The organism is Halorientalis brevis (assembly GCF_042678165.1).
GTDB classification, from domain to species: domain Archaea; phylum Halobacteriota; class Halobacteria; order Halobacteriales; family Haloarculaceae; genus Halorientalis; species Halorientalis brevis.
In genome coordinates, this window is sequence record NZ_JBHUDJ010000014.1 from 625,019 (window position 1) to 646,451 (window position 21,433).

The window sequence follows — 21,433 nt, forward strand, 5'->3', positions numbered from 1 at the left end:
GAGGGATTCCAGAGTGGAAAACACTCCGGTGCCTTTAAACGATTCACGCTCGGATAAACAGCCAATGGCTTTTGAGGAACTCCTGGAGGACCCGGTTATACAGAAGTACCTCCACGAACTGGTGGGACCGAAGGGGATGCCGGTCGCTGCGGCACCGCCGGACGGCGAGGTAACGGACGAGGAGCTCGCGGAGGAACTCGGCCTCGAACTCAACGACGTTCGCCGGGCGCTGTTCATTCTCTACGAGAACGACCTGGCGACTTACCGTCGTCTCCGCGACGAGGACTCCGGGTGGCTCACCTACCTCTGGACGTTCGAGTACGACAAGATCCCGGAGAAACTCGAAGAGGAGATGTACCGCCTCCTGGACGCGCTGGAACAGCGCCGCGAGTACGAGCGCGACAACGAGTTCTACCTCTGTGAGGTCTGTGGCATCCGCTTCGAGTTCGGCGAGGCGATGGACTTCGGGTTCGAGTGTCCCGAATGTGGCTCGCCCGTCGACGCGATGGAAAACACGCGGCTCGTCGACGCGATGGAGGAACGCGTCGCGGCACTCCGTGACGAGCTAAACGTCGAAACAGAGACTGAAGCCTGATGGTCGTCCTCGCAACGAAGCTGTACGTCGGTGGCGACGCCCGCGACCGGGCGCTCGATAGCCTGCGGTCGATGATCGACAACGAGGTCGGCGATCTGGACGTGACGGTCGACGTCGGAATCCGCGACGACGACTTCCCGTCGGTGACCGTCGACGGCGACGACGCGGTCGTCGCCCGGAACCTGCTCCGCGAGGAGTGGGGCGAGATCACCGCCCACTTCGAGTCCGGCGAAACCTACGTCGGCACGCTCGAAGGCTGGGACGAGGACGGATTCGTTCTCGACGCCGGCCAGGAAGTGCGGATTCCGGCCAGCGAACTCGGTCTCGGACAGGGAACGCCCGAGCAGATTCGCAAGCGCTACGGGCTGGTCCAGCACATGCCGCTCCGCTTCGTCTGGGACGAGCCGCCGCGTCTGGCCGACGAAGAACGTGATCGCCTGTACGACTGGACGCGTGGCGCTGGTCGGGTCAACGTCAACAGCGCGACGCGCTCGGAGATCCGCGCGACGGTCAACCGTGCGGGCCACGCCCAGGACATCGTGACCGTCGAGCGACTCGGACTGCTGGAGGGGAGCATCGTCTGTCGCGAGGAGACCGATCCGCCGGGGCTGCTGGCCAGCATCGGCGGGTACCTGCCGGCGGAGCTGCTCGCCGTGGTACCGTGACGCGACGGCGACTCCTCGTCGGCGTCGGCCTGCTCGCGGTCGTCGCGGCCCTCGCCGGGTGTTCGACGATTCTCGGCCCGGGCGAGCCCGATCCGGCGAAGATCGAGCAGAACGTCAGTTACGACTGGAACACGACCGCCAACGCGACGTTCAACGTCACGCGCAACGAGTACACCGCCGTGTACGCGATCGAGAACCGCTCGGAGATCGACCTCTACCAGCGTGACGCGCTGGGGACGAGACACCCCCTCGACGTCGAGGGCGTGAAGTTCCGGTATCCGAACGGCACGGTGACGAACGTCTCGGCCGAGAACGTCGAGTTGCAGCGAAAGAAAGCGATCGTCTCGCTGCCGGCCGACGACGGGAAACTCGCCTTCCGATCGCCGCGGTCGGGCAAACAGTTCGGCCTGCCGACCTTCGTCAGTGGCACCTACGAGGTGACGCTCCCGCCGGGCGCACGGGTCGGGGTCCCGATTCTCGCCCAGGTCAGTCCACGGGACTACGAGACGACGCTCGAAAACGACCGCGTGACGGTCGCGTGGAACGACGTTCAGTCCAGGTCGATTTCGGTCAGATGGTACCTCGCGCGGGACCTGCTGCTGTTCGGTGCCCTGTTCGCCCTCATGCTGGTGCTGGGCGCTATCGGCGTCCTCTATTACCTCCGGCAGATTCGCGAACTCGAACAACGACGTGAAGAAGTCGGGCTGGACGTCGACACCGGCGACGACTCCAACGACGGTGGACCGCCGCCCGGAATGGGGTGAACGCAGTCGGCGCGAATTCACGCAGGTGAATCGTCCGAAACCACTAATTGCTCCCATTCGTTGTCGGACACCGAATGCCCCTGCTTATCGACGTCCGGAAGCTCCGTATCATCAACGTGTTGATGGAAAGCGGGGCAGGCAACGTCGCGAACTCGCTCGAAACGCTCGCTGGACTCAACGCCGAGGTCGCCGTCAAGAGCCTCTCGCTGGTCACGCCCGGTGACATCCCCGAGGACATCGGCGACGAGTCGGTGTTCTCGGCGACGATCAACCTCACCGAGCCACCCTACGGCGACTTCATCATGACGTTCAACGAGGGCACCGCCGAGAGCATCGCCGAAGAGATGACCGGGACCCAAGTTGACGGCGAATTGACACAGCTGCAGGAGAGCGCGCTCCAGGAGATGTGCAACATCTTCACGTCGGGGTTCATCGACGGGATGGCGAACACGCTGGGGTCGTCGATCGAGATGGGGACGCCACAGCTCGAACACGGGACTGGGCGGAAGTTGATGGCGGACAACCTCTCGCACGTCAGAAATGACTCGCTGGCGGTCGTGCTGGACTCCCACGTCAACGTCACTGACCCGGGCACCGAGTTCCAGATCCGGATCTTCCTGATTCCCGACCCCGGCTCGTTCGTCAATCTGATCGACCACATGGACATGGACGACATCAGGACCGAAGAACTCGAGATCGAGGACGTCCTGGCCGACGTCGACGACTCGGACGACGACGCGGAGCCGGAGGACCTCGACACCGGACACACGGCGTTCGAAGATCTCTGAATCCGACCGGGGACGCCGCCGCGTCGACGGGCACCTGATGGACTTTTACCTGCGGCTCGCCAACCGGGAGACATGCGTGTCGCGCTGGTCACTGTGGGAGACGAGTTGCTCGCGGGGGACACGGTCAACACGAACGCCGCCTGGTTGGGGAGCCGCCTCGCCGAGCGCGGGGCGACCGTCGAACGGGTGACGGTCATTCCCGACCGGCTCGCCGAGATCGCCCGCGTGGTCAACGAGTACCGCGCGGAGTACGACGCCGTCGTCGTCACGGGCGGGCTGGGACCGACCCACGACGACGTGACGATGGACGGCGTCGCCGCTGCGTTCGGTCGCGACGTGGTCAAAAGCGAGGACGTCCTGGACTGGCTCGAAGAACACGGCGGGTACGCTCGCGAGGACCTGACCGAGGGAACCGCCGAGATTCCCGCGGGAGCCCGAATGCTCCCCAACCGGGCGGGCGTCGCCCCCGGCTGCGTCATCGATAGCGTGTACGTCCTGCCGGGCGTGCCCGACGAGATGAAAACGATGTTCGAAGACGTCGCCGACGAGTTCGAGGGAGCGCGTCGGTACACGGCGACGGTCGAGGCCGACGAGCCCGAGAGCGCGATGCTCGACCGCATCCGCGACGTCCGCGAGCGCTTCGACGTGAAGGTCGGGAGCTATCCCGGCGATCCCGTTCGCATCAAGTTCGAGAGCACGGACGAAGCCGCGGTCGATGCGGCGGCCGCCTGGCTCAGTGAGCGCGTCGATCCGCCGGAACCCGACGGGTGAGCGTCAGCGGTAGAAGTACGCCCACCAGGCGGCCACCAGAACGAGGCCCACGAGGCCGACCGCGGCTCCGGCACTGTTGATGATTCCCTCTTGCACACCGGCTCCGGTCGCGTTTGCGGCTTGTTCTGCGAGTACGACGTTCATAAGCGGCCGTTCCAACCCCTCCATCTTAACAATCCCGGACTCCGCCCGCCCAGTCCCACTGACAGTGGATTGATGCCAGCGGGGCGACACCGCTCGCGTATGCCCGCCTACGAACGGTCCCCTGCCAGTTCGTCTCGCGCGATCGACCGCTGGGACAGCGGCGTCGGCTGGCTCGCGCACCCGGACGAGGACGGCCGACGGGCGAGCCACGCCGTCGAGGCCGACGACGGCGTCTGGCTGCTCGATCCGCTGGACGTGCCCCGCCTCGACGACCTGCTCGCCGAGTTCGGAGACGTCGCCGGCGTGGCCGTCCTCTCGAGCTATCACGCCAGGGACGCCGGTGCCATCGCGAGGCGACACGACGTCGCCGTCCACGTCCCCCACTGGCTCGGCCGAGTCCCAGAGCGCGTCGACGCGCCCGTCGAGCGGTTCAACACCGAGCCCGGCGACTCCGGGTTCTCGGTTCGGCGCTGTGAACCGATTCCGGGCTGGGAGGAAGCGATCGCCTACCGCGAACGCGACGGGACGCTGTACGTCCCCGACCTCCTCGGCACGGCGCCCGGATACGCTGTCGGCGACGAGCGACTCGGCGTGTTTCTCACGCACCGCCTGTTCCCGCCACGGGAGGCACTCGGCGATCTGAGCCCTGAGCGCATCCTGTTCGGCCACGGCGAGGGAATACTCGACGAAGCCGCCGCCGCTCTCGACGACGCGCTGGCAGGCGCACGGCGTCGGTTCCCCCGTGCGCTCGTCACGACGTTGGGGACGAACGTCCGCTTGCTCCTCGGCGCGATGGGCGAGTGAGTCGCGGCCCGGACGCCTTTTGAGGGCGGCACGAGTATCGACTGGTAATGCGTCGTATCGGCGTCGTCGTCAATCCGATCGCGGGGATGGGTGGTCGCGTGGGGCTCAAGGGAACCGACGGGAAAGTCGACGAGGCCCGAGCGCGGGGCGCGGAACCGCGGGCGCCCGACCGCGCTCACGAAGCGCTCGAACGGCTCCAGGAACTGGCACCCGACACCGAGGTCCTGACCTACGGCGGGGCGATGGGGGCCGACGCCGTCCGCGCAGCGGGCTTCGAACCCGTCGTCGTCGGCGAACCGGCCGGCGAGGAGACGACGGCCGACGACACGCGACGGGCGGTCCGCGATCTGGTCGCCAACGACGTGCACCTCGTCCTGTTCGTCGGAGGCGACGGCACGGCCGTCGACGTGGCCGAAACCCTGGACGAACTCGGCGACGACACGCCCGTGCTCGGGGTGCCGGCTGGCGTGAAAGTCTATTCCGAGGTGTTCGGCGTCACGCCGCGCGCCGCGGGCCAGGTCGCGGCGTCCTACACCGACACCGAGACGGCCGAAGTCAACGACATCGACGAGGACGAGTACCGCGAGGGTGAGGTCCACACCGAACTGCGCGGCGTCGTCAGGGTGCCGGCGGCAGACCAGCGCCAGGCCAGCAAGCAACTCGGCGGCGGGACCGTCGAGAGTCTCGCCGAAGGCGTCGCCCGAGAAGCGCAGGCGGGCGTCACCTACGTTCTCGGTCCCGGCAGTACGGTCGGCGCGGTCAAGGACGCACTCGGATTCGAGGGCACCGCGCTCGGCGTCGACGTCTGGCGTGACGACGCCGTGCTCGTGGAGGACGGGAGCGAACGCGAGATTCTGGACGCGCTGGGCGACGAGAACGTCATCGTGGTCTCACCCATCGGCGGGCAGGGATTCGTCTTCGGCCGCGGCAATCAGCAACTCTCTCCCGACGTGATTCGCCGGTGCGACCTCGAAGTGGTCGCCTCGAAGCGGAAACTGGACGACATCGGCGTGTTGCGCGTCGACACAGGTGACCCCGAGTTAGACGACGAACTCCGCGGGTGGCTCCAGGTGCGCGTCGGTCGCTTCGAGCGCCGGCTGATGAAAGTGGTTTAGGAACACACCAGATCGCGGAACCATCACGAAGAGATATTATATTCCTCGGCGTCATAAGTGGTGTATAGACAAGATTAAGGGTGGCGACGACTGACAAAGGGCATATGGAAACCCGTAAGGTGCAACGACTCGGTCCGTCGACCCTCGCGATGACGCTCCCGGCCGAATGGGCCCAGGAGCACCACGTCGAGAAGGGCGACGAGGTCTCCCTCCGAATCGGCGGCAAAGGCACGCTGACGGTGATGCCAGAGTCAGTCCAGAGCGAAGAGTCGGAAGCCATCATCTACGCCGAGGATCTCGATGCGGACGCGGTCGAACGCGCGATCGTCGCCCAGTACGTGCTCGGGCGGCGCATCATCCACGTCGAAGCCGGCGAGGACGGCACGCTCAAGAGCGAACACATCAACGCCGTCTACAACGCCGAGACCCAGCTCATGGGCCTGGGCGTCATCGAAGAGACGCCCGAGCGGATCGCGATCCGCTGTTCGGTCGACCCCGAGGACTTCACGCTCGACAACCTCCTGGAACGGCTCGAGTCCACCGGCTCGACGATGCGCAACGAGGCAGTCAAGGCGCTCGCCCACGGCAATCCCGACCTCGCACAGCGCGCGCTCAACCGGGAGCGACAGGCCAACAAGATCTTCGTGCTCCTCCTGCGCCTGATCTTCACCGCCTACCAGAACCCGAACCTCGCCCGGGCGGTCGGGCTGGACAACGGCTTCCCGCTGATCGGCTACCGCTCGATCGCGAAGAACCTCGAACTCACCGCGGACAACGCCGAGGACATCGCCGAGATCGTCCTCGAGACCGACGGCCACACCCTGAACGTCGAGTCCTCGACGATGCGGCGCATCCGCGAGTTCACCGACCAGGTCAACGACATCACCGAGAAAGGTGTCGCGGCTGCCGTCAACCGCGACTACGACACCGCGATCGAGGTACGCGAACTGTACGCCGACATCGGCAACCGCGAGCAGGAAATCCTCTCGGACCTCCCGGAGATGGACAACCAGGACCTGCTCCGCGTCCGTGAGGTACTGGTCAGTCTTCAGCAGACCGCTCAGTACGCCGTGCGGAACGCCGAGATCGCGACGAACCTGGCGCTCAACGAAGAGTCGGTTCACACCACCATCAGGTGACGGCGCTCCCGGGCAGGCGCAACAGTGAGACTGCGCGGACCGAGCGGAACGCTCAGTCGGCAGTGGCCGAGTCGGATTCCCCCTCGGAACCCCTGTCGGCGCTCGTCGCTGTTTTCCGAACTGTCAGCGGGTTGCGCGTCGTGATCGAGCAGTCGAACGCGGGATGTTCCGCGAAGTGACGCACCAGCATGTGCCGGCGCGACCCCGTGATCCCCGTCCGACTGACGTCCTCGGCGGTGAACTCCGCCGGTAACCGCTCGAACAGTCGCCGCAGGTTCGCGAAGTCCTCGAACACCTTCGTGTTGCCCGCCGAATCGGCACTCCGACGGGAGACGACGTATTTGCCGTCTTCGCGGTGTTCGCCTGCGGTGTGCAGGAACTCGCGTTTCCGAGTCATCGCGTCCCCAATCGCGGCCTGGAGCTCGCGAGCCTGTTCGCGCGACAGTTCGTGCGTCTGGTCGCCGATAGTCACGAGGATCGATTCTCCCTGTGTCGTTACCCCTACCCCCCCATCGGGCTCTTCATCACCGTCGAAGAACTCGATCAGGAGCGGTAACACTCCGTGTCATGCGATACCACGTTTTCGCGGCAACGGATAAAACCCTACTGTGGGCGTGAACGGGGTCTTTAAAACCTAGCAACTAACAGATAGATATTCACGAGCCGAGCAGTCCGCCGTCGTCAGTCGCCGTCTCGGGCGTCGAACCGGTGTCGTCCCCGAACAGGCCACCGTCGTCGCCCGACGTGGTCGACCGGTCAGCCGTCGTGGTGCCGTCATCGGCAGCCGCCGTGTCCCGGGCAGTCGTCGTGTCGGCAGCCGAGGTCGAGGTCGATTGGTCGGTCTCGTCTTCTCGGCCGGGAGTCGGGGTCCGGTCAGCGCTGTCGTCGCTCGTGCTGGTATTGGCGGTCGTTTCGTTCTTGGTGCCGAAGATGTCCGTCTCGATGGTCCGCTCGTAATCGATCGGGTCCAGTGGAATCCGGAACGCCCCGACGCTCCCCAGCCCGGCGTTCGTTTCGGGATCGACGACGAGGTAGAAGTCGATCCGCAGGTCCGTGACCTGGTCGCGCTGCAGGTGGCTCACCCACCACTCGTCCAGCCGCTGGTTTCGCATCGCGGTCTCGGTCCGGAGCCGCTCGGTCGTACCGGGCATGACGGTCGCGACCTCCTCAGTGCTCCCTTCACCGACCGTCACGTTGTTCATCGTGATCGTGTAGCCGATCTCCGTGACCGCGTAGGGCCACGGTTTGGGGTTGTACACGTCGAAGCTCATGTTGATCGGCGTACGCTCGCGGGAGAGGCCCGCCTGATCCCACTGGGCGTTCGTCTCGTTGACGTACAGCACCGGGTCGGAGACGAACGCGCGGTTCGCGTTGATCGGGCGGGTTTCGGTCGAGTTGAACTGCCCGATGACGTCCGTCTCGACCTGCTTTTTCTGTGGGAGCGACACGGTTCTGCCTCCCAACGTCGATGAACGCACCGAGGCGTCGATCAGCACCTGGGTCTGCTCGCCGTTCGCGACGTGGGAGCGCCACCAGGCCGGGATGCGCTCGTTTCGCATGTACGTCGTAAAAGAGAGCGTCGAGTTCCCTCTGCCGACCTCGATGCCCTCTTTCTGTCCACTGGCCATCCGAACGTCGTTCATCGACACGGTGTAGTTGACGGTCGACCCGCCGAGCGAGACGCCGACCGGGTTCGGGTTCGAGACGACGAGGTCGGTGTGGATCGTCGTCGTCGAGTCGTTGACCGGGCCGAAACTGTTCTGGACGGCTGCGACCCCAGGGACGCCGAACAGGCCGAACAGAACGCCGAGTGCGACCACGACGGCGATCGAGAGCACGGCCGTCGCAGCGATCCGCGCAGTACTGCCGAGAAATTGGTCCTTGAGCCGAGACATACGCTTCGATACATCGGAGTAGAAGCGGTAGGATATGTCTTCTGGCCTGGAGTGTGCGGCCAGTCGGTAGTTCGATCGCAGGAATACGGAGGTGACAGGCAGTATCCGTATGAACTAAGTACGCGCTGGCGGAATCCAGCCCTAATGGCAGAAACCGGACTGCAGTCGGACAAATCGCTGGGACTCGGCCTCGTCTTCGGAGTCGTCGCCATCATCGGAGCGCTCGTGATGTTCATCGCCTCGGCGGACCAACTCACCACCGGCTGGGGGTTCGCACTCGCGATGATCGCGGGGTCGATCGCCGTCGCAGTGATCCACATTTTCTCGTGAACACGCTTCGTTTGTATCGGTAGGCACGCGACATTTACCGGAAACAAACCGTTAAAAGTCAGCACCGCCTAGTTCTGGTATGACCGATTACAGCGAGGAGGAACAACGCATTATAGAGCACCTCCGCGACCAGGTCGCTGGAGGTGAGTCGTACGTCCGCGCCAAAAACATCGCCGAGAGTATCGGCCTGTCCGCAAAGCAGGTCGGTGCTCGTCTGCCCCGGTTGGCAGAGAAATCCGACGAGGTCGAGATCGAAAAGTGGGGACGTGCGCGGTCGACCACCTGGCGAGTCACGCGCGCGTGATTACGCGCTGCGAGTCGAGTCGCACTCTTTTTTGACGCGGGACCCCAAGTGGGGGTATGACTGTCCGGGTCGAGCGAACGTTCGAGTTGCCGGCAGAGCCCGAGGAGGTATGGTCGTTCATCGCTGACCCGGAGAAGCGCGCCCGGCCGATCAGCGTCGTCACCGACTTCGAGCAGACCGGTGAGCACGCCGCGACCTGGTACCTCAAGCTCCCGATCCCCGTCGTCGACAGATCCATCGCCGTCGAGACGGAAGACACGCAGTTCGAACCGCCAACCGAGGTGGAGTTCGTCGGCCGCTCGAAGGTGATGCGCGTCGTCGGCGAACACGAACTGGAACCCATCGACGGCGGGACGCGCCTGATTACTCGTTTTACCGTCGACGGCAAACTCCCCGGCGTCGAGCGCTACTTCAAACGGAACATGGACCAGGAACTGCACAACATCGAACAGGCGCTGCTCGTGGATCTCGGAATCGAGGCCTAAGATGAAGCTCGCACTCGCACAACTGGCCATCGAGAGCGGCGACGTCTCCGAAAACGTCACGCGCGCACGAGACGCCATTGCCGACGCCGCTGCCGAAGGCGTCGACCTCGTTGCACTCCCCGAGGTCTTCAACGTCGGCTACTTCGCGTTCGACAGCTACAGCCGCCGCGCAGAGTCACTGGCCGGCCCGACGCTTGCGGAGATTTCTGCGACGGCCCGGGAACACGACGTGGCAGTGCTGGCCGGGAGCATCGTCGAGGACCTGGCTGCGACCGCCCGGGAGTCGGACGCCACAGTCCCGGCCACCGATGGGCTGGCCAACACCAGCGTCTTCTTCGACCGCGACGGAGAGCGGCAGGCGGTGTACCGGAAACGACACCTCTTCGGGTACGGGTCGGCCGAACAGGAGCTGCTCGTCCCCGGCGAGGCAGTCCCGACCGTCGAGTTCGAGGGGTTCACCGTCGGGATGACGACCTGTTACGACCTCCGGTTCCCGGAGCTGTATCGGCGACTGGTCGAAGCCGGCGCGACCCTGGTGCTCGTCCCGAGCGCGTGGCCCTATCCCCGCGTCGAGCACTGGCAGACGCTCCCCCGCACGCGGGCGATCGAGAACCAGTATTACGTGGCCACGATCAACGGGAGCGGAGCGTTCGACGACGCGACCCTGCTCGGTCGGTCGACAGTGTACGACCCGTGGGGGACTGTGCTCGCGAGCGCCGACGACGACCCGACGCTCGTGACCGCCACGATCGAACCGGACCGCGTCCAGGCGGTCCGCGACGAGTTCCCGGCGCTTCGGGACCGGCGAACCTAACCGAATATTTATTTTCTGGGGTGCCGTACCGATTGGTGCCGGTACGGCGCTTTTCACGTCACGACCGGCATCACAGGACGCACCCGCCTCGCTGCTCGGCCACCGTTGCGACGATGGCTGTCCGGACAGCCACCCAGTCGCAATCTGCCTCGTCCCGTCGGCGCGTCCCCGGCAGGGAGCGTCGGCCTGCCGGGACTTTCATCCTCACGGAATGACTTACTCGCGACGATCAGTCGCCGTCGTCGCTCGTCGTGATCTGGGCGGACAACCCCTGTGCCATCTCGATGTCCGTCGAGTTGTTCAGCGTCCACGCCGTTCGGTCGGTGACCGCCTCGATGACCTCCCGGGCAGAGGGCGACCCTTTCCCGGACTTCTTGACGCCGCCGAACGGGAGCTGGACCTCCGCGCCGATACACGGGAGGTTCGCGTACGCGAGGCCCACCTCGGCGTGGTCGCGGTAGTAGTTGAGCTGGCGGTAGTCCTCGCTGATGATCGCGCCCGCCAGTCCGTACGGGACGTCGTTGTGAATCTCGACGGCTCGCTCGACGTCCCCGCTGTAGGGAATCAACGCGACGTGGGGGCCGAACACCTCTTCTTTGAGACAGCGGAGTTCGGGATCGTACTCGGTCTCGTAGACGAACGGCCCGATCCAGTGGCCCTGTTCGTGTCCCTCGGGAATCTCGTCGTCGTCAAGGTCGGCGCGGTCCACGAGGACAGTCACGCCTTCCTCGCGCGCGAGGTCGTTGTACCGGTGGAACTTCTCGACCTGGCTCTCGTCGACGACCGGCCCCATGAACGTGTCCTCGTCGAGCGGGTCGCCGACGGCCACGTCCTCGGCGAGATCGACGAAGCGCGCTTTGAACTCGTCGTACACGTCCTCGTGGACGATCAGGCGCTCGCTGGAGACGCAGCGCTGGCCGGTGGTCTTGAACGAGGACATCACTGCCGAGTGGACCGCGACGTCCAGGTCCGCCTGTTCGGTGACGACGACGGCGTTCTTCCCGCCCATCTCGACGGACACCTCGCGACCGGGTTCGCCGCCGAGTTTCCCTGCGATCTTGTGCCCGACCTCTGCAGAACCCGTAAAGAGAACCGTCGGGACGCGCTCGTCCTCGACGATGGCGTTGCCGGCGTCGCCGAAGCCCTGGACCACGTTGAACACGCCGTCGGGAACCCCAGCGTCCGCGAACATTTCGGCGACGATCTGGCCACACCACGGGGTCTGCTCGGCGGGTTTCCAGACCACGGTGTTGCCTTCGACGAGCGCGACGGCCATGTGCCAGAACGGGATCGCGACCGGGAAGTTCCACGGCGTGATGCAGCCGACGACGCCCCGTGGTTTCCGCCGCATGTACGAGTCCTTGCTCGCGATCTCGGAGGGCACCACGTCGCCGTGAGGGTGGCGCGCGTTGCCGGCGGCCCACTCGACCATGTGGTACGCTTCGACGACGTCCGCGCGGCCCTCGCTGATCTCTTTGCCGCACTCTCTGGTGACGACTTCACCGAGTTCGTCCGTGCGCTCGCGCAGTTCGTGGTAGATGTCCCAGAGGTGTTCGGCCCGGTCGACGTACGACCGGTCGCGCCACGCCTCGAAGGCGTCGTCCGCCGCCGCGACTGCGCGCCGAACGTCTGCCTCTGTCGCACGGTGGAACTCGCCCAGCGACTCGCCGGTCGCGGGATCGGTGCTCTCGAACGTCTCGCTGCCGCTGCCCGCGACCCACTCGCCGTCGATGTACTGCTCGAACGGGGCCTGGCCTTCCTGACTCATAGAATCACCGGCAATGATTGCACACGCGAGGTGAAAAAGCCACTCCCGCGCGAACCTCACAGTTCGTCGTAAAATATTTGCCAACAGATTCCACCCTTGGTTTCAGGTACCTGGACGTTGAATCTCGGTTGCATGCGTCTCGATAGACGTGCCGTCCTCCGAATTGGTGGTGTATCACTGGCTGGACTCGTTGCCGGCTGTGCAGACCAGGGTGGGAACACGACCACGGAACCGAACGGCGCTTCAGCAGACACGACCGAACCGACGGGCGCAGGTGGAATGCAGACCGAGACGACGGAGACGACGGAGCCCACAGAATTGCCCACGGAAACCGACACGCAGACGACGCAGAACGCGACCGAGTCGCCCGCTGACACGACGACCGACACGAACGCCACGGAGACGACCCAGACGGCGACGCCGGAACCCGACGGACAGGTCGTCGACATCGACAACTTGGCGTTCGCGCCGATGGAGGTCTCAGTCGAACCAGGGACGGAAGTTCGCTGGGTCAACCGCGACGGGATTCCCCACGACGTCACGAGCGCCCAGTTCAACAGCGGTGCGACGCAGTGGGACTTCCAGGAAGAAGCCGAGGGTGGCGAAGAGATCAACTACACCTTCGACGATCCGGGGACCTACGAGTACTACTGCTCGATCCACGGCAAATCGACGATGTGCGGCGTGGTCCTCGTCGGCGACGCCAGCCGCGCCGGCTCGCTCCCGTGTGAATAAGTTCTGACCGACACCGCTCACGCCCCGTGCGGGCGTGTTGCAGCCTTTTCGATCTCGCCTTTGACCGCAGCGGCGTCGAAGCTGTGGTCCGGGCGGATGTTGACGAAATCCAGGAACTCGCGTGCCCCCAGGAGCTCCGCCGGCGAGTACGCGGACAGCGCCGCGTGAACCGTCTCTCGCGCGCCGATGTGGGGCGTCAGCGACCCGAGCGCACAGGCCACGTCGTAGGACCGGGCGTCGTCGATGCTCGCCTCGGAGACGCTCGTCGCGTCGATGAAGAACAGTTCACCGGCGGGCTGCCCGTCCGCCGAGGTCTCGCTCACGTCGCTCGCGGGACCGCCACCGGCGACGAGCACGTTCTCCTCGCGGAGGTCGCCGTGGGCGAGTCCGTTGTCGTGCATCGTCGCGAGGGCGTCGAACAGCGCCGGGGCGTACGCCGCCACTGTCGCCGAGTCGAGTTCGTCCAGCGTGCGGAACGCCGGCAGGTACTCCATGACGAGCACGCCGAGGCCGTCGACCTCGAACGCCTCCAGCGGCTCGGGGGCGTTGATCCCGAGTTCGCGCATCCGCTCGGTCGCGGCGAGTTCGTGTTCGGCCATCTCGACCGGCGCATCGAAGTGCTCGAAAAAGCCCTCGGTCCCGCTCGAAAAGGCGCCGAGGTTGCGTCCGGCCGTCAACAGCGCGTGGACGATGGAGTTCTGACCGGAGATGACCTTCACGAACACCTGTTCGTCGACCACCAGGGGCGTCGAGAGCCAGTTGTCGGCTTCGAGGAACTCGACGTCGCCCTCCGGGAGGTCGTACCGATCACACACCTCCTTCACGACGGGTTCGAGACGTGCCCACGAGAGCTGCCCGCGGAGCAGCCGACGAATAGCCATACACCCACTGGAACGACAGCCAGCGGTATATCCCTTCGGTCCAGCCGACCGCACAGAACTCGACAGCCACAAGTCATCACCGGCCGGCCCCTCTCGTATGGGAACGCCGCTCGACTCGCGCGCGGAGCAGGCACAGGAAGTCATCGACCGCCTCCACGAGGAGTATCCCGACTCGACGATCTCGCTGAACTTCTCCAATCGACTCGAACTGCTCGTCGCGGTCGTCCTCAGCGCCCAATGCACCGACGAACGCGTGAACAAAGTCACCGCCGACCTCTTCGAGAAGTACCAGTCCCCGGACGACTACGCCGAGGTCGACACGGACGAACTGGCCGAGGATCTCAACTCGGTGACCTACTACAACAACAAGGCGGGCTACATCACAGACGCCTGCCGGAAGATCAGAGACGAACACGACGGCGAGGTCCCGGACACGATGAGCGACCTCACCGACCTGCCGGGCGTCGGCCGGAAGACCGCGAACGTCGTCCTCCAGCACGGCCACGACGTCGTCGAGGGCATCGTCGTCGACACGCACGTCCAGCGGCTGACGCGTCGGCTCGGCATCACCGAGGAGGAGCGGCCGGAAGCCATCGAAACAGACCTGATGCCCCTCGTTCCCGACGACGAGTGGCAGGCCTTCACGCACCTGCTCATCAGTCACGGGCGCGCGACCTGTACGGCGCGCAATCCCGACTGTGGAGAGTGCGTCCTCGCGGACATCTGCCCGTCGGCCAAGGGAGACAGCGAGGTCGACCTCGCGAGCGGCGAGCCCTGGTGAGCCCGGTAAGGCCCCGCTACCAGACGGAACGAGCAGATTACCGCCCGCGATTCGATCGACGGAATCGGGACGGACGACTATCAGTGGAGGGACCAACTGGCCACTATCTTCTGAGTAACCCCCTGGAAGCCGAAAAAACAGTTAATGCAGTAGCAGGTCGCTACCTAATCGTAGGGTCGATAGGAAGACCTTACGAGACGAGGAACGGTCGACAGCACGGCATTCGGGACACCTCTCGGGCTGTTCCGACGTGGTATCACTTCACAGACGAGGTCGTGCATTGGAGGGCGGTATCGGACGCCATCGCGCTGTCTCGCTGTGCTGCCGGCCAGTCGTTCCACGCCGACCCAGTTGTTTCGGAGCGAACCACTAGGAGACGCAATCGGCACTCACGCCATCACCGCGATTCGACGCTGCCACACACAGTGTACCTCTCTCATCTCCCCTCGAATTCTCCGTTTCCCTCCCGCTGACGAGTCGGTCGGGCCCCCGACCGACGACCCCCAGGCCAGGACGCGTGGTCTCCTCCCGTCAACTGACGAGCCAGTATTTCATGAGGTATCGGGCAACCCCGACCAGATACGCGAGTATCCAGAAGAAGACGTAGCCGAACACGCCGATACGGATCCGTCGTCGGAAGAACTGCAGGCGGTCCGAACCGATCTCGTCCAACAGGACGTCTTCGTCGTAGTCGTGATAGAGGTCGTGTTCCCACTTCGCGCGGAACACGCGCACGATGCCCGTGAACCCGAACGCCAGCATGGCGTACGCCTGGAGACCGAGGAACGCGTGGATCGCCGCGAACCCGTTGAGTTGCTCGACGAGTCGCGGGAGCATCCACCCGAGCAGCGGGACGGTCGTGAGCGTGAGTCCAGTCGCGATGAACTTCAGATGGTGAGTGAGAACGCCCCAGGTGACCTCGTCGGCGTCGATCATGATCCAGGCGCCGTACAGAAAGCAGGGAAAACTGAGCGTCACCGAGACGAGAACGCCCGTCGCGATCGTCCCGTCCGACAGGGCCATGCCCGGCGGTACGGACGAAGTCCGTTAAAGCGTGCCGGAACGGGCGTGTCAGAGCACCCGGAACAGTACTCCCCTGGCGAGCAGCGCTGCCGCGAAAGTTGTCGGTCCGCTGGCGGCGCTGGCAACCGTCACGCTAAGGAACGTCGCGTCCTAACGATCCGGTAATGAGTGACGCCTCCGACGACCGCGTCGGTGATGACGAGCGGGAGGCCAGCGACCGCGAGGACTCGACGGAGGAGCTCTCGACCGAACAGCTCCGCCAGCAGGTCGAGGAGAAGTACGACTTCGAGAACTTCGGCCCCGACGACATGGCAGAGATGAGCGCCGACGAGTGGGAGGCAGCGTTCGATCCCGACACGTGGATCACGGGCGAGGAACTGCTCGACCGCGTCGAAGCCGACCTGAAGTACAGGGTCGCCATCCGCGACGTGTTCGCGCGCGTCGAACGGCTCGACGACGGGCGGATCGTGGCCTACTCCGACGAGGGGTACGCGACGGTCAACCCCGACGGCTCCGTCGAGGGACAGGGGACCGTCCTGCGGGACGTCGAGCCCGTCGTCGCGTTGTGTTCCATGGACGACTACGACGTCCCGGACATGCCGGACGGCGAGGTCCTCCCCGACCCCGCCGACGTCGCGGAAGGGAGCGGGGAACTCGGCAATCTCGTCTTGCAGGCCATCGCCGGCGTGCAGGTGCTGGCCGGTATCGGGTTGCTCCTGTCGTGGGTCCTGTTCGCCCTCGGCGTCCTGCAGCCGCCGACGACCCGCGTCGGGCAGGACCTGAACTTGACGCTGATGGTGCTGGCCGGGTTGGCGTTCCTGGTGATCGGGTTCGTGCTGTTCGCGACCGTCGCGAACGCTCGGCTGTCCGACAAGTTCCGGGCCGAGGAGTACCGCAACCGACTGCGCGCGATCGGGATGGAATCGGGCGAACGCCCGGACTTCCTCCCAGTCGAGGACGGGGAGTGGACCGGCGACGAACCGAACCGTCTGGAGACGGGGACGGACACTGCGGACGAATAAGGCGTCTGGGAGCCGCAACCACGCGCATGCAAGCGACGGAGACGAGCGACTCGCCTGGCGAGACGGACGGGGATTCCGAAACAGCACGTGAGTAGTTCATCGCCGGTGCTGGGGGCGTATTCGGTGGGTTTATACAAAGCCAGTTCTGAGTTCTCAATTGTATATGAACAGGCGGGACTTTCTCCGAACAGCCGGCGGGGCTGCCGGCGGTACCGCCGCCGTGTCTGCTGGTGCAGGCACAGCCGTCGCTCAAGAAGGTAACGCGAGCAGCGGTAACGCAACCAGCGGCAATGAGACAGGCGGCGGTGGCGGTGGCAGCGCACCCACGGGTCCGCCGGACCTCGGTGGCTACCTGGACGGCGCGAACAACTACTCCGGCTCCGTCGCCGACAAGACGGGCCAGTCGGAAGTGACCGTGGAAGTCGGTGCCGGTGACGGCGGCCTGGCGTTCGGGCCGGCTGCAGTCCACGTCGACAACGGCGCGACGGTCAAGTTCGAGTGGACGGGCGAAGGTGGCGCGCACAACGTCGTCGCCGAGGACGGCTCTTTCGAGTCGGGCTCGCCGACGGCGTCGGCCGGCGTCAACTTCGAGCACACGTTCAACTCCGACGGCGTCTACAACTACTACTGCAACCCACACAAGGCGAGCGGAATGCTGGGTTCGATCGTCGTCGGGACCGACTACCCGACCAAAGCCGCCAGCAGCGGCGGCGGCGGACATCAGGCCAACACCGACCCGACGCACATGGGCGTGCCGTTCCAGGCACACTGGGTCGGGATCGCGACGATCCTGATGATGTTCGTGTCGCTGATCTTCACGTTCTTCCTGCTGAAGTACGGTGAATCACCGCACACGAAGGGAGGTAACGACTAACATGGCATCCGAAGGTAGCAGTTACGGAGACATTCACAGGTACGAACCGCCACGCGAGAGCACGGCAGCGGCGCTCGCGATCGTCCTCCTGACGGTCGTCGAAGTCGTGTTCGTCGGTCTGTTCACCTACGGACTCATCTCCGGGTGGGCACTGACCGAGTTCGGGAACATGTACATGGGCGGTATCCTGGCGATCATCTTCATCGACCTGGCGTTCATCCTCATGCTGTACCGGAAGGAGTTCCTGCCGGACGTGATGATCGTCAAGAAACGCCGACGCAAGTGGGAGGACCTCTACGTCCGCTCTGACGACATGGAAGGGACGCCGTTCATGGAAGAACCCTGGGAGGGCGTCAAGAAGGCTCTCTACCCCTACTACAAGAAATAAACCATGCCACTAGACGAAGACAAATATCCGAAAGAGACAGGACGTCGCCGCTTCGTGAAAGGCGTCGTCGGAAGCGCAGCGCTCGCAAGTGTCGGCGTCGGTGGCGCGGCCGCCCTCGATACGGCGACCTCGCCCTCCGGTGTCGGTGGGGGTATCACCCAGTTCGTCGGCATCGAGAACACCGACGGCCCGGCTCCCCGCGGCATGCCGATCATCCCCCTCGAGATCGACTCCGACGGGGCGCTCAAAGGCCTCTGGCCGGAAGTCCAGGAGGAAACGCAGTCTGGTCGCACAGTCAAAGTCGCGAAGACGGACGTCGGCGGAGTTACCTACTCCAACGCCTGGTTCCAGTACTGCGGCGTCCAGAACTACGAGGGACTCGCACCGTCGGCCGATCAGGACAACTTCTTCCGTTCGAATCCCTCGCCGACCCTCGAGTGGCAGAAAGAGCTCGAGGGCGGCGCCAAACTGACCGTCGACGACTTCTCGGACTACGAGGAGTGGGGCAACAACATCGGGAAGTCCGGCGTCGGCAAGCCCGCCGAGGCCACGTGGCGCTCTGACGGTGACGTCCAGACGATCCCGGTGCAGGTCATCCGCAGCAAGCGCGTCGAGCAGATGGCCAACGGCGAAGGGAAGTACAGCGAACTCCCGAGCGACGTCAAGAACTTCCTGAGCGCCGCGACCGACCAGGGCTTCATGGCCTGGCTGAACAAGTGTACCCACTTCTGCTGTGTTCCCGGCTTCAAGACCTACGAGGGGAGTTCGAAGTTCGGCGCCGAGAACGAAGTGTACTGCCAGTGCCACCAGTCGATCTACGACCCGTTCAGCCCGGTGAGCAAATCGTTCGTTGCACTGCCGCGGCCGGAGTCCGACGGCGGCAGCGAAGGAGGCGAATAGCATGAGTCTCGAGAAGAAAGACGAACACGACCACAAAGGCTGGATGGAGTCGCGCGACCTCACCGCAGTCGAGACGCGCTATCTGGCCATCCTGATGTGGCTCGACAAACGCCTCCGCCTCGTCGACTACCTGGAGCTGCTGGAGGACATGTACTACAAGGTCAACCTCCAGATGCCCAAGAGCCACACGGAGCAGTACGGACTCGACAACAAGTTCTGGTACTGGTACCCGCTGTACGCGCTCGGGTCGTTCTCGACGTTAGCGTATCTCGTCGCAGCGACCTCCGGCGCGTTACTGGGATTCTACTACGCACCCGCTGCGGCCGGGGCGACTGGTGACCCGACCGTCGCGTACGCGTCGGTCACCTCGATCATGACCGACCTGAACTTCGGGTACATGCTCCGGAGTATTCACCGGTGGGCCGCACAGGTGATGACGGCGGCAGTGTTCCTGCACATGCTTCGCGTCTACTTCACGGGCGCGTACAAGGAACCGCGTGAGCTGAACTGGATCCTCGGCATCGTCCTCATCTCGATGACGATGGTGTTCGGATACAGTGGCTACCTGCTTCCCTGGAACCAGCTGTCGTTCTGGGCGGGTCAGATCGGCGTCGAAATGGCACTCTCCATCCCGATGGCCGGAGAGTGGGTCGCACAGCTGTTGTTCGGCGGATTCACGCTGACGCAGGCCACGTTGCAACGGATGTACATCCTGCACGTGTTCTTCCTGCCGTTCGTCGTGACCATGCTGATCGCGATCCACATCGGCATCGTCTGGATGCAGGGCATCGCGGAACCCCACTAAAACCATGAGTGAGGACAACACCACCAAGACTGACGGCGGAACCGGTATCGTCCCGCCGGACGACGAGACGCCCACCTGGAGCGAGCGCAAGGAGCGCTCCCAGGGGCTCTCCCGGCTGACCTACGAGTACTTCGAGCGCGCACGCCGCGAGGATCAGGACCTGCGCCAGGAGTCGAGTTACGTCGAGCGCGACGTGCTCGGCTTCCCGGCCTGGCCCCACGAGATGATCCGGAACCTCTCGCTGACGAGTTTCTTCATCGGCATGATCCTGTTTCTCTCGGCGACGCTGCCGCCGGAGATGCTGCCGCCGGCCAACGCGTCGTCCACGCCGGCAGTCATTCTGCCCGACTGGTACCTGTACTGGTCGTTCGGGCTGCTGAAACTCGGTCCGCTCAATCCCGAGCTGGCCCTGCTGGGCGGGAAGAAGCTGATGGCAGACCGTACCTACGGTGTGCTGGCGAACCTCGTCGTCGTCGGGTTCATCACGATCGTGCCCTTCCTGAACAAGGGGAGCGCGCGCCGACCGGTCGAACAGCCGTTCTGGGCGTCCGTCGGCGTCTTCGGCGTCGTGTTCGCGTTCACGATCGCAGCGCTGTCGGTCAAGAACCTGGTGCCCATCGACGCGCACCTGCTCTTCGACCTGACGTTCCTGCTGCCGTTCGTGTTCGGCTTCATGAGCTACGCGGTGCTCAAGTCGATGCGCGAGGGGTACATGTTCACCCTCAACCGTCGCTACTACCGTCTGCGCCCGCCGAAGTAACGACACCCTGTTTTCGATGACTTCTGACGATTCCACGTCCGACCAGCCGTCCGACTCAGCATCGCCCGACGAATCGATCGCGCAGCGTCGCGACGGTGACGCCGATGACTCGAAGAGCGGCCGGGACGTCGAGGTTCCGATGCGCGTCTACAAGGCCGTCACGGTGTTCACGACGCTGTTCGCGGTCGTGACCGTCGTCGTCGGGTTCGCGTTGCTGGACCTGGCGACCGACCGCGCGCGGGCAGCGCTCTCTGAGATCGATCCGGTGCTGGCGCTCGTGGGGATCGCATTAATCCTCGGTGGGGCAGCGGCTTACGCGTTCTCGACGCGGTTCCGGGCGGAAGGAATGGGAAAGCCTAAAGACGACACCGACGAAGACTCAGATAATGGCTGATGAATTCGCCAAGGGCTTCGGCATTCTGACGACGGCCGGGCTCGGCTGGATGGTCCTGGCGGGCTGGTTTACGACAGCGAGTTTCGAAGAGGGGCAGCTGTTGGCACCCCCGCCGGAGAATCCGGACATGTACGGGCAGATAGCGTTGCTCCTGAAGGACGCGCTGTTCTGGTTCGCCATCCTCGGCGCACTGACGTTCTGGGTCGTCATCCCGGCGATCGACCAGGCGCGCGAAGCACTGTCCGAGCGCGGTAACTGAGGCCCCGTTCCGGCCACTCGTTTTTCGACACCTAGCGACCGACAGCAGCGGTTGTTCCCAGGACACGACAACAGCGGGAACGACCACTTCAGGAAGAGCGTGACCCGCCGGCGACTCGACGGTCTCGGCACAACAGCAGGCAGGACAGTTCAGCCCTCACGCTCGAAGCGCGACGAACAAACGGGACACGCCGACACTGAACTCCCACGAAACTGGCTTTGAATCCGGTC

General features: G+C 64.7%; 28 protein-coding genes. 22 read left to right on the forward strand and 6 right to left on the reverse strand.

Annotated elements, in window-relative coordinates; genetic code table 11:
* The first annotated feature begins 64 nt into the window (after window positions 1-64).
* The 5 genes from tfe to ACFR9U_RS19745 all read left to right on the forward strand — a co-directional run bounded on the left by tfe (window position 65) and on the right by ACFR9U_RS19745 (window position 3,583).
* Complete coding sequence (gene tfe, locus ACFR9U_RS19725; protein WP_247378893.1) at window positions 65-595, forward strand: transcription factor E; 531 nt, start codon at window positions 65-67, stop codon at window positions 593-595.
* The gene (locus tag ACFR9U_RS19730; RefSeq protein ID WP_247378895.1) at window positions 595-1,260 is read left to right on the forward strand and encodes a DUF2110 family protein; all 666 of its coding nucleotides are present in this window, start codon (window positions 595-597) and stop codon (window positions 1,258-1,260) included. The genes tfe and ACFR9U_RS19730 overlap by 1 nt, the downstream gene beginning before the upstream one ends.
* Window positions 1,257-2,024: a DUF5803 family protein gene (locus ACFR9U_RS19735; protein ID WP_247378897.1), complete on the forward strand. Its 768-nt coding sequence runs from the start codon at window positions 1,257-1,259 to the stop codon at window positions 2,022-2,024. The genes ACFR9U_RS19730 and ACFR9U_RS19735 overlap by 4 nt, the downstream gene beginning before the upstream one ends.
* A 74-nt stretch (window positions 2,025-2,098) precedes the next feature.
* Window positions 2,099-2,812 carry a chemotaxis protein CheC gene (locus ACFR9U_RS19740; protein ID WP_247378899.1) on the forward strand — a complete coding sequence of 238 codons (714 nt, stop codon included), beginning with the start codon at window positions 2,099-2,101 and terminating at the stop codon, window positions 2,810-2,812.
* Window positions 2,813-2,884: 72 nt separating this feature from the next.
* Window positions 2,885-3,583 carry a competence/damage-inducible protein A gene (locus ACFR9U_RS19745; RefSeq protein WP_247378901.1) on the forward strand — a complete coding sequence of 233 codons (699 nt, stop codon included), beginning with the start codon at window positions 2,885-2,887 and terminating at the stop codon, window positions 3,581-3,583.
* A gap of 3 nt (window positions 3,584-3,586) precedes the next feature.
* Here ACFR9U_RS19745 and ACFR9U_RS19750 read toward each other — a convergent pair whose 3' ends face one another.
* The gene (locus tag ACFR9U_RS19750; RefSeq protein WP_247378903.1) at window positions 3,587-3,727 is read right to left on the reverse strand and encodes a hypothetical protein; all 141 of its coding nucleotides are present in this window, start codon (window positions 3,725-3,727) and stop codon (window positions 3,587-3,589) included.
* 99 nt (window positions 3,728-3,826) lie between these two features.
* Between ACFR9U_RS19750 and ACFR9U_RS19755 the strand changes: the two genes are divergently transcribed.
* From ACFR9U_RS19755 to ACFR9U_RS19765, 3 genes are all read left to right on the forward strand, one after another.
* Window positions 3,827-4,531 carry a hypothetical protein gene (locus ACFR9U_RS19755; protein ID WP_247378905.1) on the forward strand — a complete coding sequence of 235 codons (705 nt, stop codon included), beginning with the start codon at window positions 3,827-3,829 and terminating at the stop codon, window positions 4,529-4,531.
* A gap of 47 nt (window positions 4,532-4,578) precedes the next feature.
* The gene (locus ACFR9U_RS19760) at window positions 4,579-5,646 is read left to right on the forward strand and encodes an ATP-NAD kinase family protein (RefSeq protein WP_247378907.1); all 1,068 of its coding nucleotides are present in this window, start codon (window positions 4,579-4,581) and stop codon (window positions 5,644-5,646) included.
* 104 nt (window positions 5,647-5,750) lie between these two features.
* Window positions 5,751-6,785 carry a phosphate uptake regulator PhoU gene (locus ACFR9U_RS19765; protein ID WP_247378909.1) on the forward strand — a complete coding sequence of 345 codons (1,035 nt, stop codon included), beginning with the start codon at window positions 5,751-5,753 and terminating at the stop codon, window positions 6,783-6,785.
* 52 nt (window positions 6,786-6,837) lie between these two features.
* Here the strand turns inward: ACFR9U_RS19765 and ACFR9U_RS19770 are convergent, their stop codons facing one another.
* Together ACFR9U_RS19770 and ACFR9U_RS19775 are read right to left on the reverse strand one after the other, a co-directional pair.
* Complete coding sequence (locus ACFR9U_RS19770; protein ID WP_345893384.1) at window positions 6,838-7,230, reverse strand: DUF7528 family protein; 393 nt, start codon at window positions 7,228-7,230, stop codon at window positions 6,838-6,840.
* Between the two features lie 211 nt (window positions 7,231-7,441).
* The gene (locus ACFR9U_RS19775) at window positions 7,442-8,680 is read right to left on the reverse strand and encodes an LEA/WHy family protein (RefSeq protein WP_247378914.1); all 1,239 of its coding nucleotides are present in this window, start codon (window positions 8,678-8,680) and stop codon (window positions 7,442-7,444) included.
* Window positions 8,681-8,824: 144 nt separating this feature from the next.
* Here ACFR9U_RS19775 and ACFR9U_RS19780 point away from each other — a divergent pair, with 144 nt between their 5' ends.
* The 4 genes from ACFR9U_RS19780 (at window position 8,825) to ACFR9U_RS19795 (ending at window position 10,613) form a co-directional block, all read left to right on the forward strand.
* Entirely contained in the window at window positions 8,825-9,010 is a 186-nt protein-coding gene (locus ACFR9U_RS19780) for a DUF7525 family protein (RefSeq protein ID WP_247378916.1), read from the forward strand.
* A 79-nt stretch (window positions 9,011-9,089) separates the two neighbouring features.
* Entirely contained in the window at window positions 9,090-9,314 is a 225-nt protein-coding gene (locus tag ACFR9U_RS19785; protein ID WP_247378918.1) for a DUF7123 family protein, read from the forward strand.
* Between the two features lie 56 nt (window positions 9,315-9,370).
* Window positions 9,371-9,799: a CoxG family protein gene (locus ACFR9U_RS19790; RefSeq protein WP_247378920.1), complete on the forward strand. Its 429-nt coding sequence runs from the start codon at window positions 9,371-9,373 to the stop codon at window positions 9,797-9,799.
* Window position 9,800: 1 nt separating this feature from the next.
* Entirely contained in the window at window positions 9,801-10,613 is an 813-nt protein-coding gene (locus ACFR9U_RS19795) for a carbon-nitrogen family hydrolase (protein ID WP_247378922.1), read from the forward strand.
* Window positions 10,614-10,842: 229 nt separating this feature from the next.
* On the opposite strand, the gene ACFR9U_RS19800 is transcribed toward ACFR9U_RS19795, so the two are convergent.
* Window positions 10,843-12,381, reverse strand: a complete 1,539-nt coding sequence (locus ACFR9U_RS19800) for an aldehyde dehydrogenase family protein (protein WP_247378924.1) — start codon at window positions 12,379-12,381, stop codon at window positions 10,843-10,845.
* A gap of 132 nt (window positions 12,382-12,513) precedes the next feature.
* Here ACFR9U_RS19800 and ACFR9U_RS19805 point away from each other — a divergent pair, with 132 nt between their 5' ends.
* Complete coding sequence (locus ACFR9U_RS19805) at window positions 12,514-13,116, forward strand: cupredoxin domain-containing protein (protein ID WP_247378926.1); 603 nt, start codon at window positions 12,514-12,516, stop codon at window positions 13,114-13,116.
* A gap of 17 nt (window positions 13,117-13,133) precedes the next feature.
* On the opposite strand, the gene ACFR9U_RS19810 is transcribed toward ACFR9U_RS19805, so the two are convergent.
* Window positions 13,134-13,997 (reverse strand): RIO1 family regulatory kinase/ATPase domain-containing protein, encoded by an 864-nt coding sequence (locus tag ACFR9U_RS19810; protein WP_247378928.1) that lies wholly within the window; start codon window positions 13,995-13,997, stop codon window positions 13,134-13,136.
* A 97-nt stretch (window positions 13,998-14,094) separates the two neighbouring features.
* Between ACFR9U_RS19810 and nth the strand changes: the two genes are divergently transcribed.
* Window positions 14,095-14,778, forward strand: a complete 684-nt coding sequence (gene nth, locus ACFR9U_RS19815; protein ID WP_247378930.1) for an endonuclease III — start codon at window positions 14,095-14,097, stop codon at window positions 14,776-14,778.
* A 531-nt stretch (window positions 14,779-15,309) separates the two neighbouring features.
* On the opposite strand, the gene ACFR9U_RS19820 is transcribed toward nth, so the two are convergent.
* Window positions 15,310-15,801: a DUF7321 family protein gene (locus ACFR9U_RS19820; RefSeq protein ID WP_247378932.1), complete on the reverse strand. Its 492-nt coding sequence runs from the start codon at window positions 15,799-15,801 to the stop codon at window positions 15,310-15,312.
* A gap of 164 nt (window positions 15,802-15,965) precedes the next feature.
* Here ACFR9U_RS19820 and ACFR9U_RS19825 point away from each other — a divergent pair, with 164 nt between their 5' ends.
* The 8 genes from ACFR9U_RS19825 (at window position 15,966) to ACFR9U_RS19860 (ending at window position 21,203) form a co-directional block, all read left to right on the forward strand.
* Window positions 15,966-16,823, forward strand: a complete 858-nt coding sequence (locus tag ACFR9U_RS19825; protein ID WP_247378934.1) for a DUF7319 domain-containing protein — start codon at window positions 15,966-15,968, stop codon at window positions 16,821-16,823.
* A gap of 163 nt (window positions 16,824-16,986) precedes the next feature.
* Window positions 16,987-17,697 (forward strand): halocyanin domain-containing protein, encoded by a 711-nt coding sequence (locus ACFR9U_RS19830; protein WP_247378936.1) that lies wholly within the window; start codon window positions 16,987-16,989, stop codon window positions 17,695-17,697.
* Between the two features lies 1 nt (window position 17,698).
* Window positions 17,699-18,085: a DUF7318 family protein gene (locus tag ACFR9U_RS19835; RefSeq protein ID WP_247378938.1), complete on the forward strand. Its 387-nt coding sequence runs from the start codon at window positions 17,699-17,701 to the stop codon at window positions 18,083-18,085.
* A gap of 3 nt (window positions 18,086-18,088) precedes the next feature.
* A complete protein-coding gene (locus tag ACFR9U_RS19840) occupies window positions 18,089-18,985 on the forward strand; it encodes a ubiquinol-cytochrome c reductase iron-sulfur subunit (protein WP_247378941.1) in 897 nt (298 codons plus the stop codon).
* A gap of 1 nt (window position 18,986) precedes the next feature.
* Window positions 18,987-19,790: a cytochrome b gene (locus tag ACFR9U_RS19845; RefSeq protein WP_247378943.1), complete on the forward strand. Its 804-nt coding sequence runs from the start codon at window positions 18,987-18,989 to the stop codon at window positions 19,788-19,790.
* A gap of 4 nt (window positions 19,791-19,794) precedes the next feature.
* On the forward strand, window positions 19,795-20,550 hold the full coding sequence (locus ACFR9U_RS19850) for a cytochrome b family protein (RefSeq protein WP_247378945.1): 756 nt from the start codon (window positions 19,795-19,797) through the stop codon (window positions 20,548-20,550).
* 139 nt (window positions 20,551-20,689) lie between these two features.
* The gene (locus tag ACFR9U_RS19855) at window positions 20,690-20,944 is read left to right on the forward strand and encodes a DUF7315 family membrane protein (protein ID WP_247379046.1); all 255 of its coding nucleotides are present in this window, start codon (window positions 20,690-20,692) and stop codon (window positions 20,942-20,944) included.
* A complete protein-coding gene (locus ACFR9U_RS19860) occupies window positions 20,937-21,203 on the forward strand; it encodes a DUF7314 family protein (protein WP_247378947.1) in 267 nt (88 codons plus the stop codon). Before ACFR9U_RS19855 ends, ACFR9U_RS19860 begins: the two co-directional genes overlap by 8 nt.
* The last annotated feature ends 230 nt before the right edge of the window (window positions 21,204-21,433 follow it).

What these genes read in the sequence shown, in the direction of transcription:
- nth (WP_247378930.1), top strand. Translation starts at nt 14,095, where the DNA reads ATGGGAACGCCGCTCGACTCGCGCGCGGAGCAGGCACAGGAAGTCATC.
- ACFR9U_RS19790 (WP_247378920.1), top strand. Translation starts at nt 9,371, where the DNA reads ATGACTGTCCGGGTCGAGCGAACGTTCGAGTTGCCGGCAGAGCCCGAG.
- ACFR9U_RS19740 (WP_247378899.1), top strand. Translation starts at nt 2,099, where the DNA reads ATGCCCCTGCTTATCGACGTCCGGAAGCTCCGTATCATCAACGTGTTG.
- ACFR9U_RS19810 (WP_247378928.1), bottom strand. Translation starts at nt 13,997, where the DNA reads ATGGCTATTCGTCGGCTGCTCCGCGGGCAGCTCTCGTGGGCACGTCTC.
- ACFR9U_RS19765 (WP_247378909.1), top strand. Translation starts at nt 5,751, where the DNA reads ATGGAAACCCGTAAGGTGCAACGACTCGGTCCGTCGACCCTCGCGATG.
- ACFR9U_RS19830 (WP_247378936.1), top strand. Translation starts at nt 16,987, where the DNA reads ATGAACAGGCGGGACTTTCTCCGAACAGCCGGCGGGGCTGCCGGCGGT.
- ACFR9U_RS19800 (WP_247378924.1), bottom strand. Translation starts at nt 12,381, where the DNA reads ATGAGTCAGGAAGGCCAGGCCCCGTTCGAGCAGTACATCGACGGCGAG.
- ACFR9U_RS19750 (WP_247378903.1), bottom strand. Translation starts at nt 3,727, where the DNA reads ATGAACGTCGTACTCGCAGAACAAGCCGCAAACGCGACCGGAGCCGGT.
- ACFR9U_RS19730 (WP_247378895.1), top strand. Translation starts at nt 595, where the DNA reads ATGGTCGTCCTCGCAACGAAGCTGTACGTCGGTGGCGACGCCCGCGAC.
- ACFR9U_RS19805 (WP_247378926.1), top strand. Translation starts at nt 12,514, where the DNA reads ATGCGTCTCGATAGACGTGCCGTCCTCCGAATTGGTGGTGTATCACTG.
- ACFR9U_RS19795 (WP_247378922.1), top strand. Translation starts at nt 9,801, where the DNA reads ATGAAGCTCGCACTCGCACAACTGGCCATCGAGAGCGGCGACGTCTCC.
- ACFR9U_RS19745 (WP_247378901.1), top strand. Translation starts at nt 2,885, where the DNA reads ATGCGTGTCGCGCTGGTCACTGTGGGAGACGAGTTGCTCGCGGGGGAC.
- ACFR9U_RS19845 (WP_247378943.1), top strand. Translation starts at nt 18,987, where the DNA reads ATGAGTCTCGAGAAGAAAGACGAACACGACCACAAAGGCTGGATGGAG.
- ACFR9U_RS19860 (WP_247378947.1), top strand. Translation starts at nt 20,937, where the DNA reads ATGGCTGATGAATTCGCCAAGGGCTTCGGCATTCTGACGACGGCCGGG.
- ACFR9U_RS19785 (WP_247378918.1), top strand. Translation starts at nt 9,090, where the DNA reads ATGACCGATTACAGCGAGGAGGAACAACGCATTATAGAGCACCTCCGC.
- ACFR9U_RS19820 (WP_247378932.1), bottom strand. Translation starts at nt 15,801, where the DNA reads ATGGCCCTGTCGGACGGGACGATCGCGACGGGCGTTCTCGTCTCGGTG.
- ACFR9U_RS19840 (WP_247378941.1), top strand. Translation starts at nt 18,089, where the DNA reads ATGCCACTAGACGAAGACAAATATCCGAAAGAGACAGGACGTCGCCGC.
- ACFR9U_RS19855 (WP_247379046.1), top strand. Translation starts at nt 20,690, where the DNA reads ATGCGCGTCTACAAGGCCGTCACGGTGTTCACGACGCTGTTCGCGGTC.
- tfe (WP_247378893.1), top strand. Translation starts at nt 65, where the DNA reads ATGGCTTTTGAGGAACTCCTGGAGGACCCGGTTATACAGAAGTACCTC.
- ACFR9U_RS19825 (WP_247378934.1), top strand. Translation starts at nt 15,966, where the DNA reads ATGAGTGACGCCTCCGACGACCGCGTCGGTGATGACGAGCGGGAGGCC.
- ACFR9U_RS19850 (WP_247378945.1), top strand. Translation starts at nt 19,795, where the DNA reads ATGAGTGAGGACAACACCACCAAGACTGACGGCGGAACCGGTATCGTC.
- ACFR9U_RS19780 (WP_247378916.1), top strand. Translation starts at nt 8,825, where the DNA reads ATGGCAGAAACCGGACTGCAGTCGGACAAATCGCTGGGACTCGGCCTC.
- ACFR9U_RS19835 (WP_247378938.1), top strand. Translation starts at nt 17,699, where the DNA reads ATGGCATCCGAAGGTAGCAGTTACGGAGACATTCACAGGTACGAACCG.
- ACFR9U_RS19775 (WP_247378914.1), bottom strand. Translation starts at nt 8,680, where the DNA reads ATGTCTCGGCTCAAGGACCAATTTCTCGGCAGTACTGCGCGGATCGCT.
- ACFR9U_RS19760 (WP_247378907.1), top strand. Translation starts at nt 4,579, where the DNA reads ATGCGTCGTATCGGCGTCGTCGTCAATCCGATCGCGGGGATGGGTGGT.
- ACFR9U_RS19755 (WP_247378905.1), top strand. Translation starts at nt 3,827, where the DNA reads ATGCCCGCCTACGAACGGTCCCCTGCCAGTTCGTCTCGCGCGATCGAC.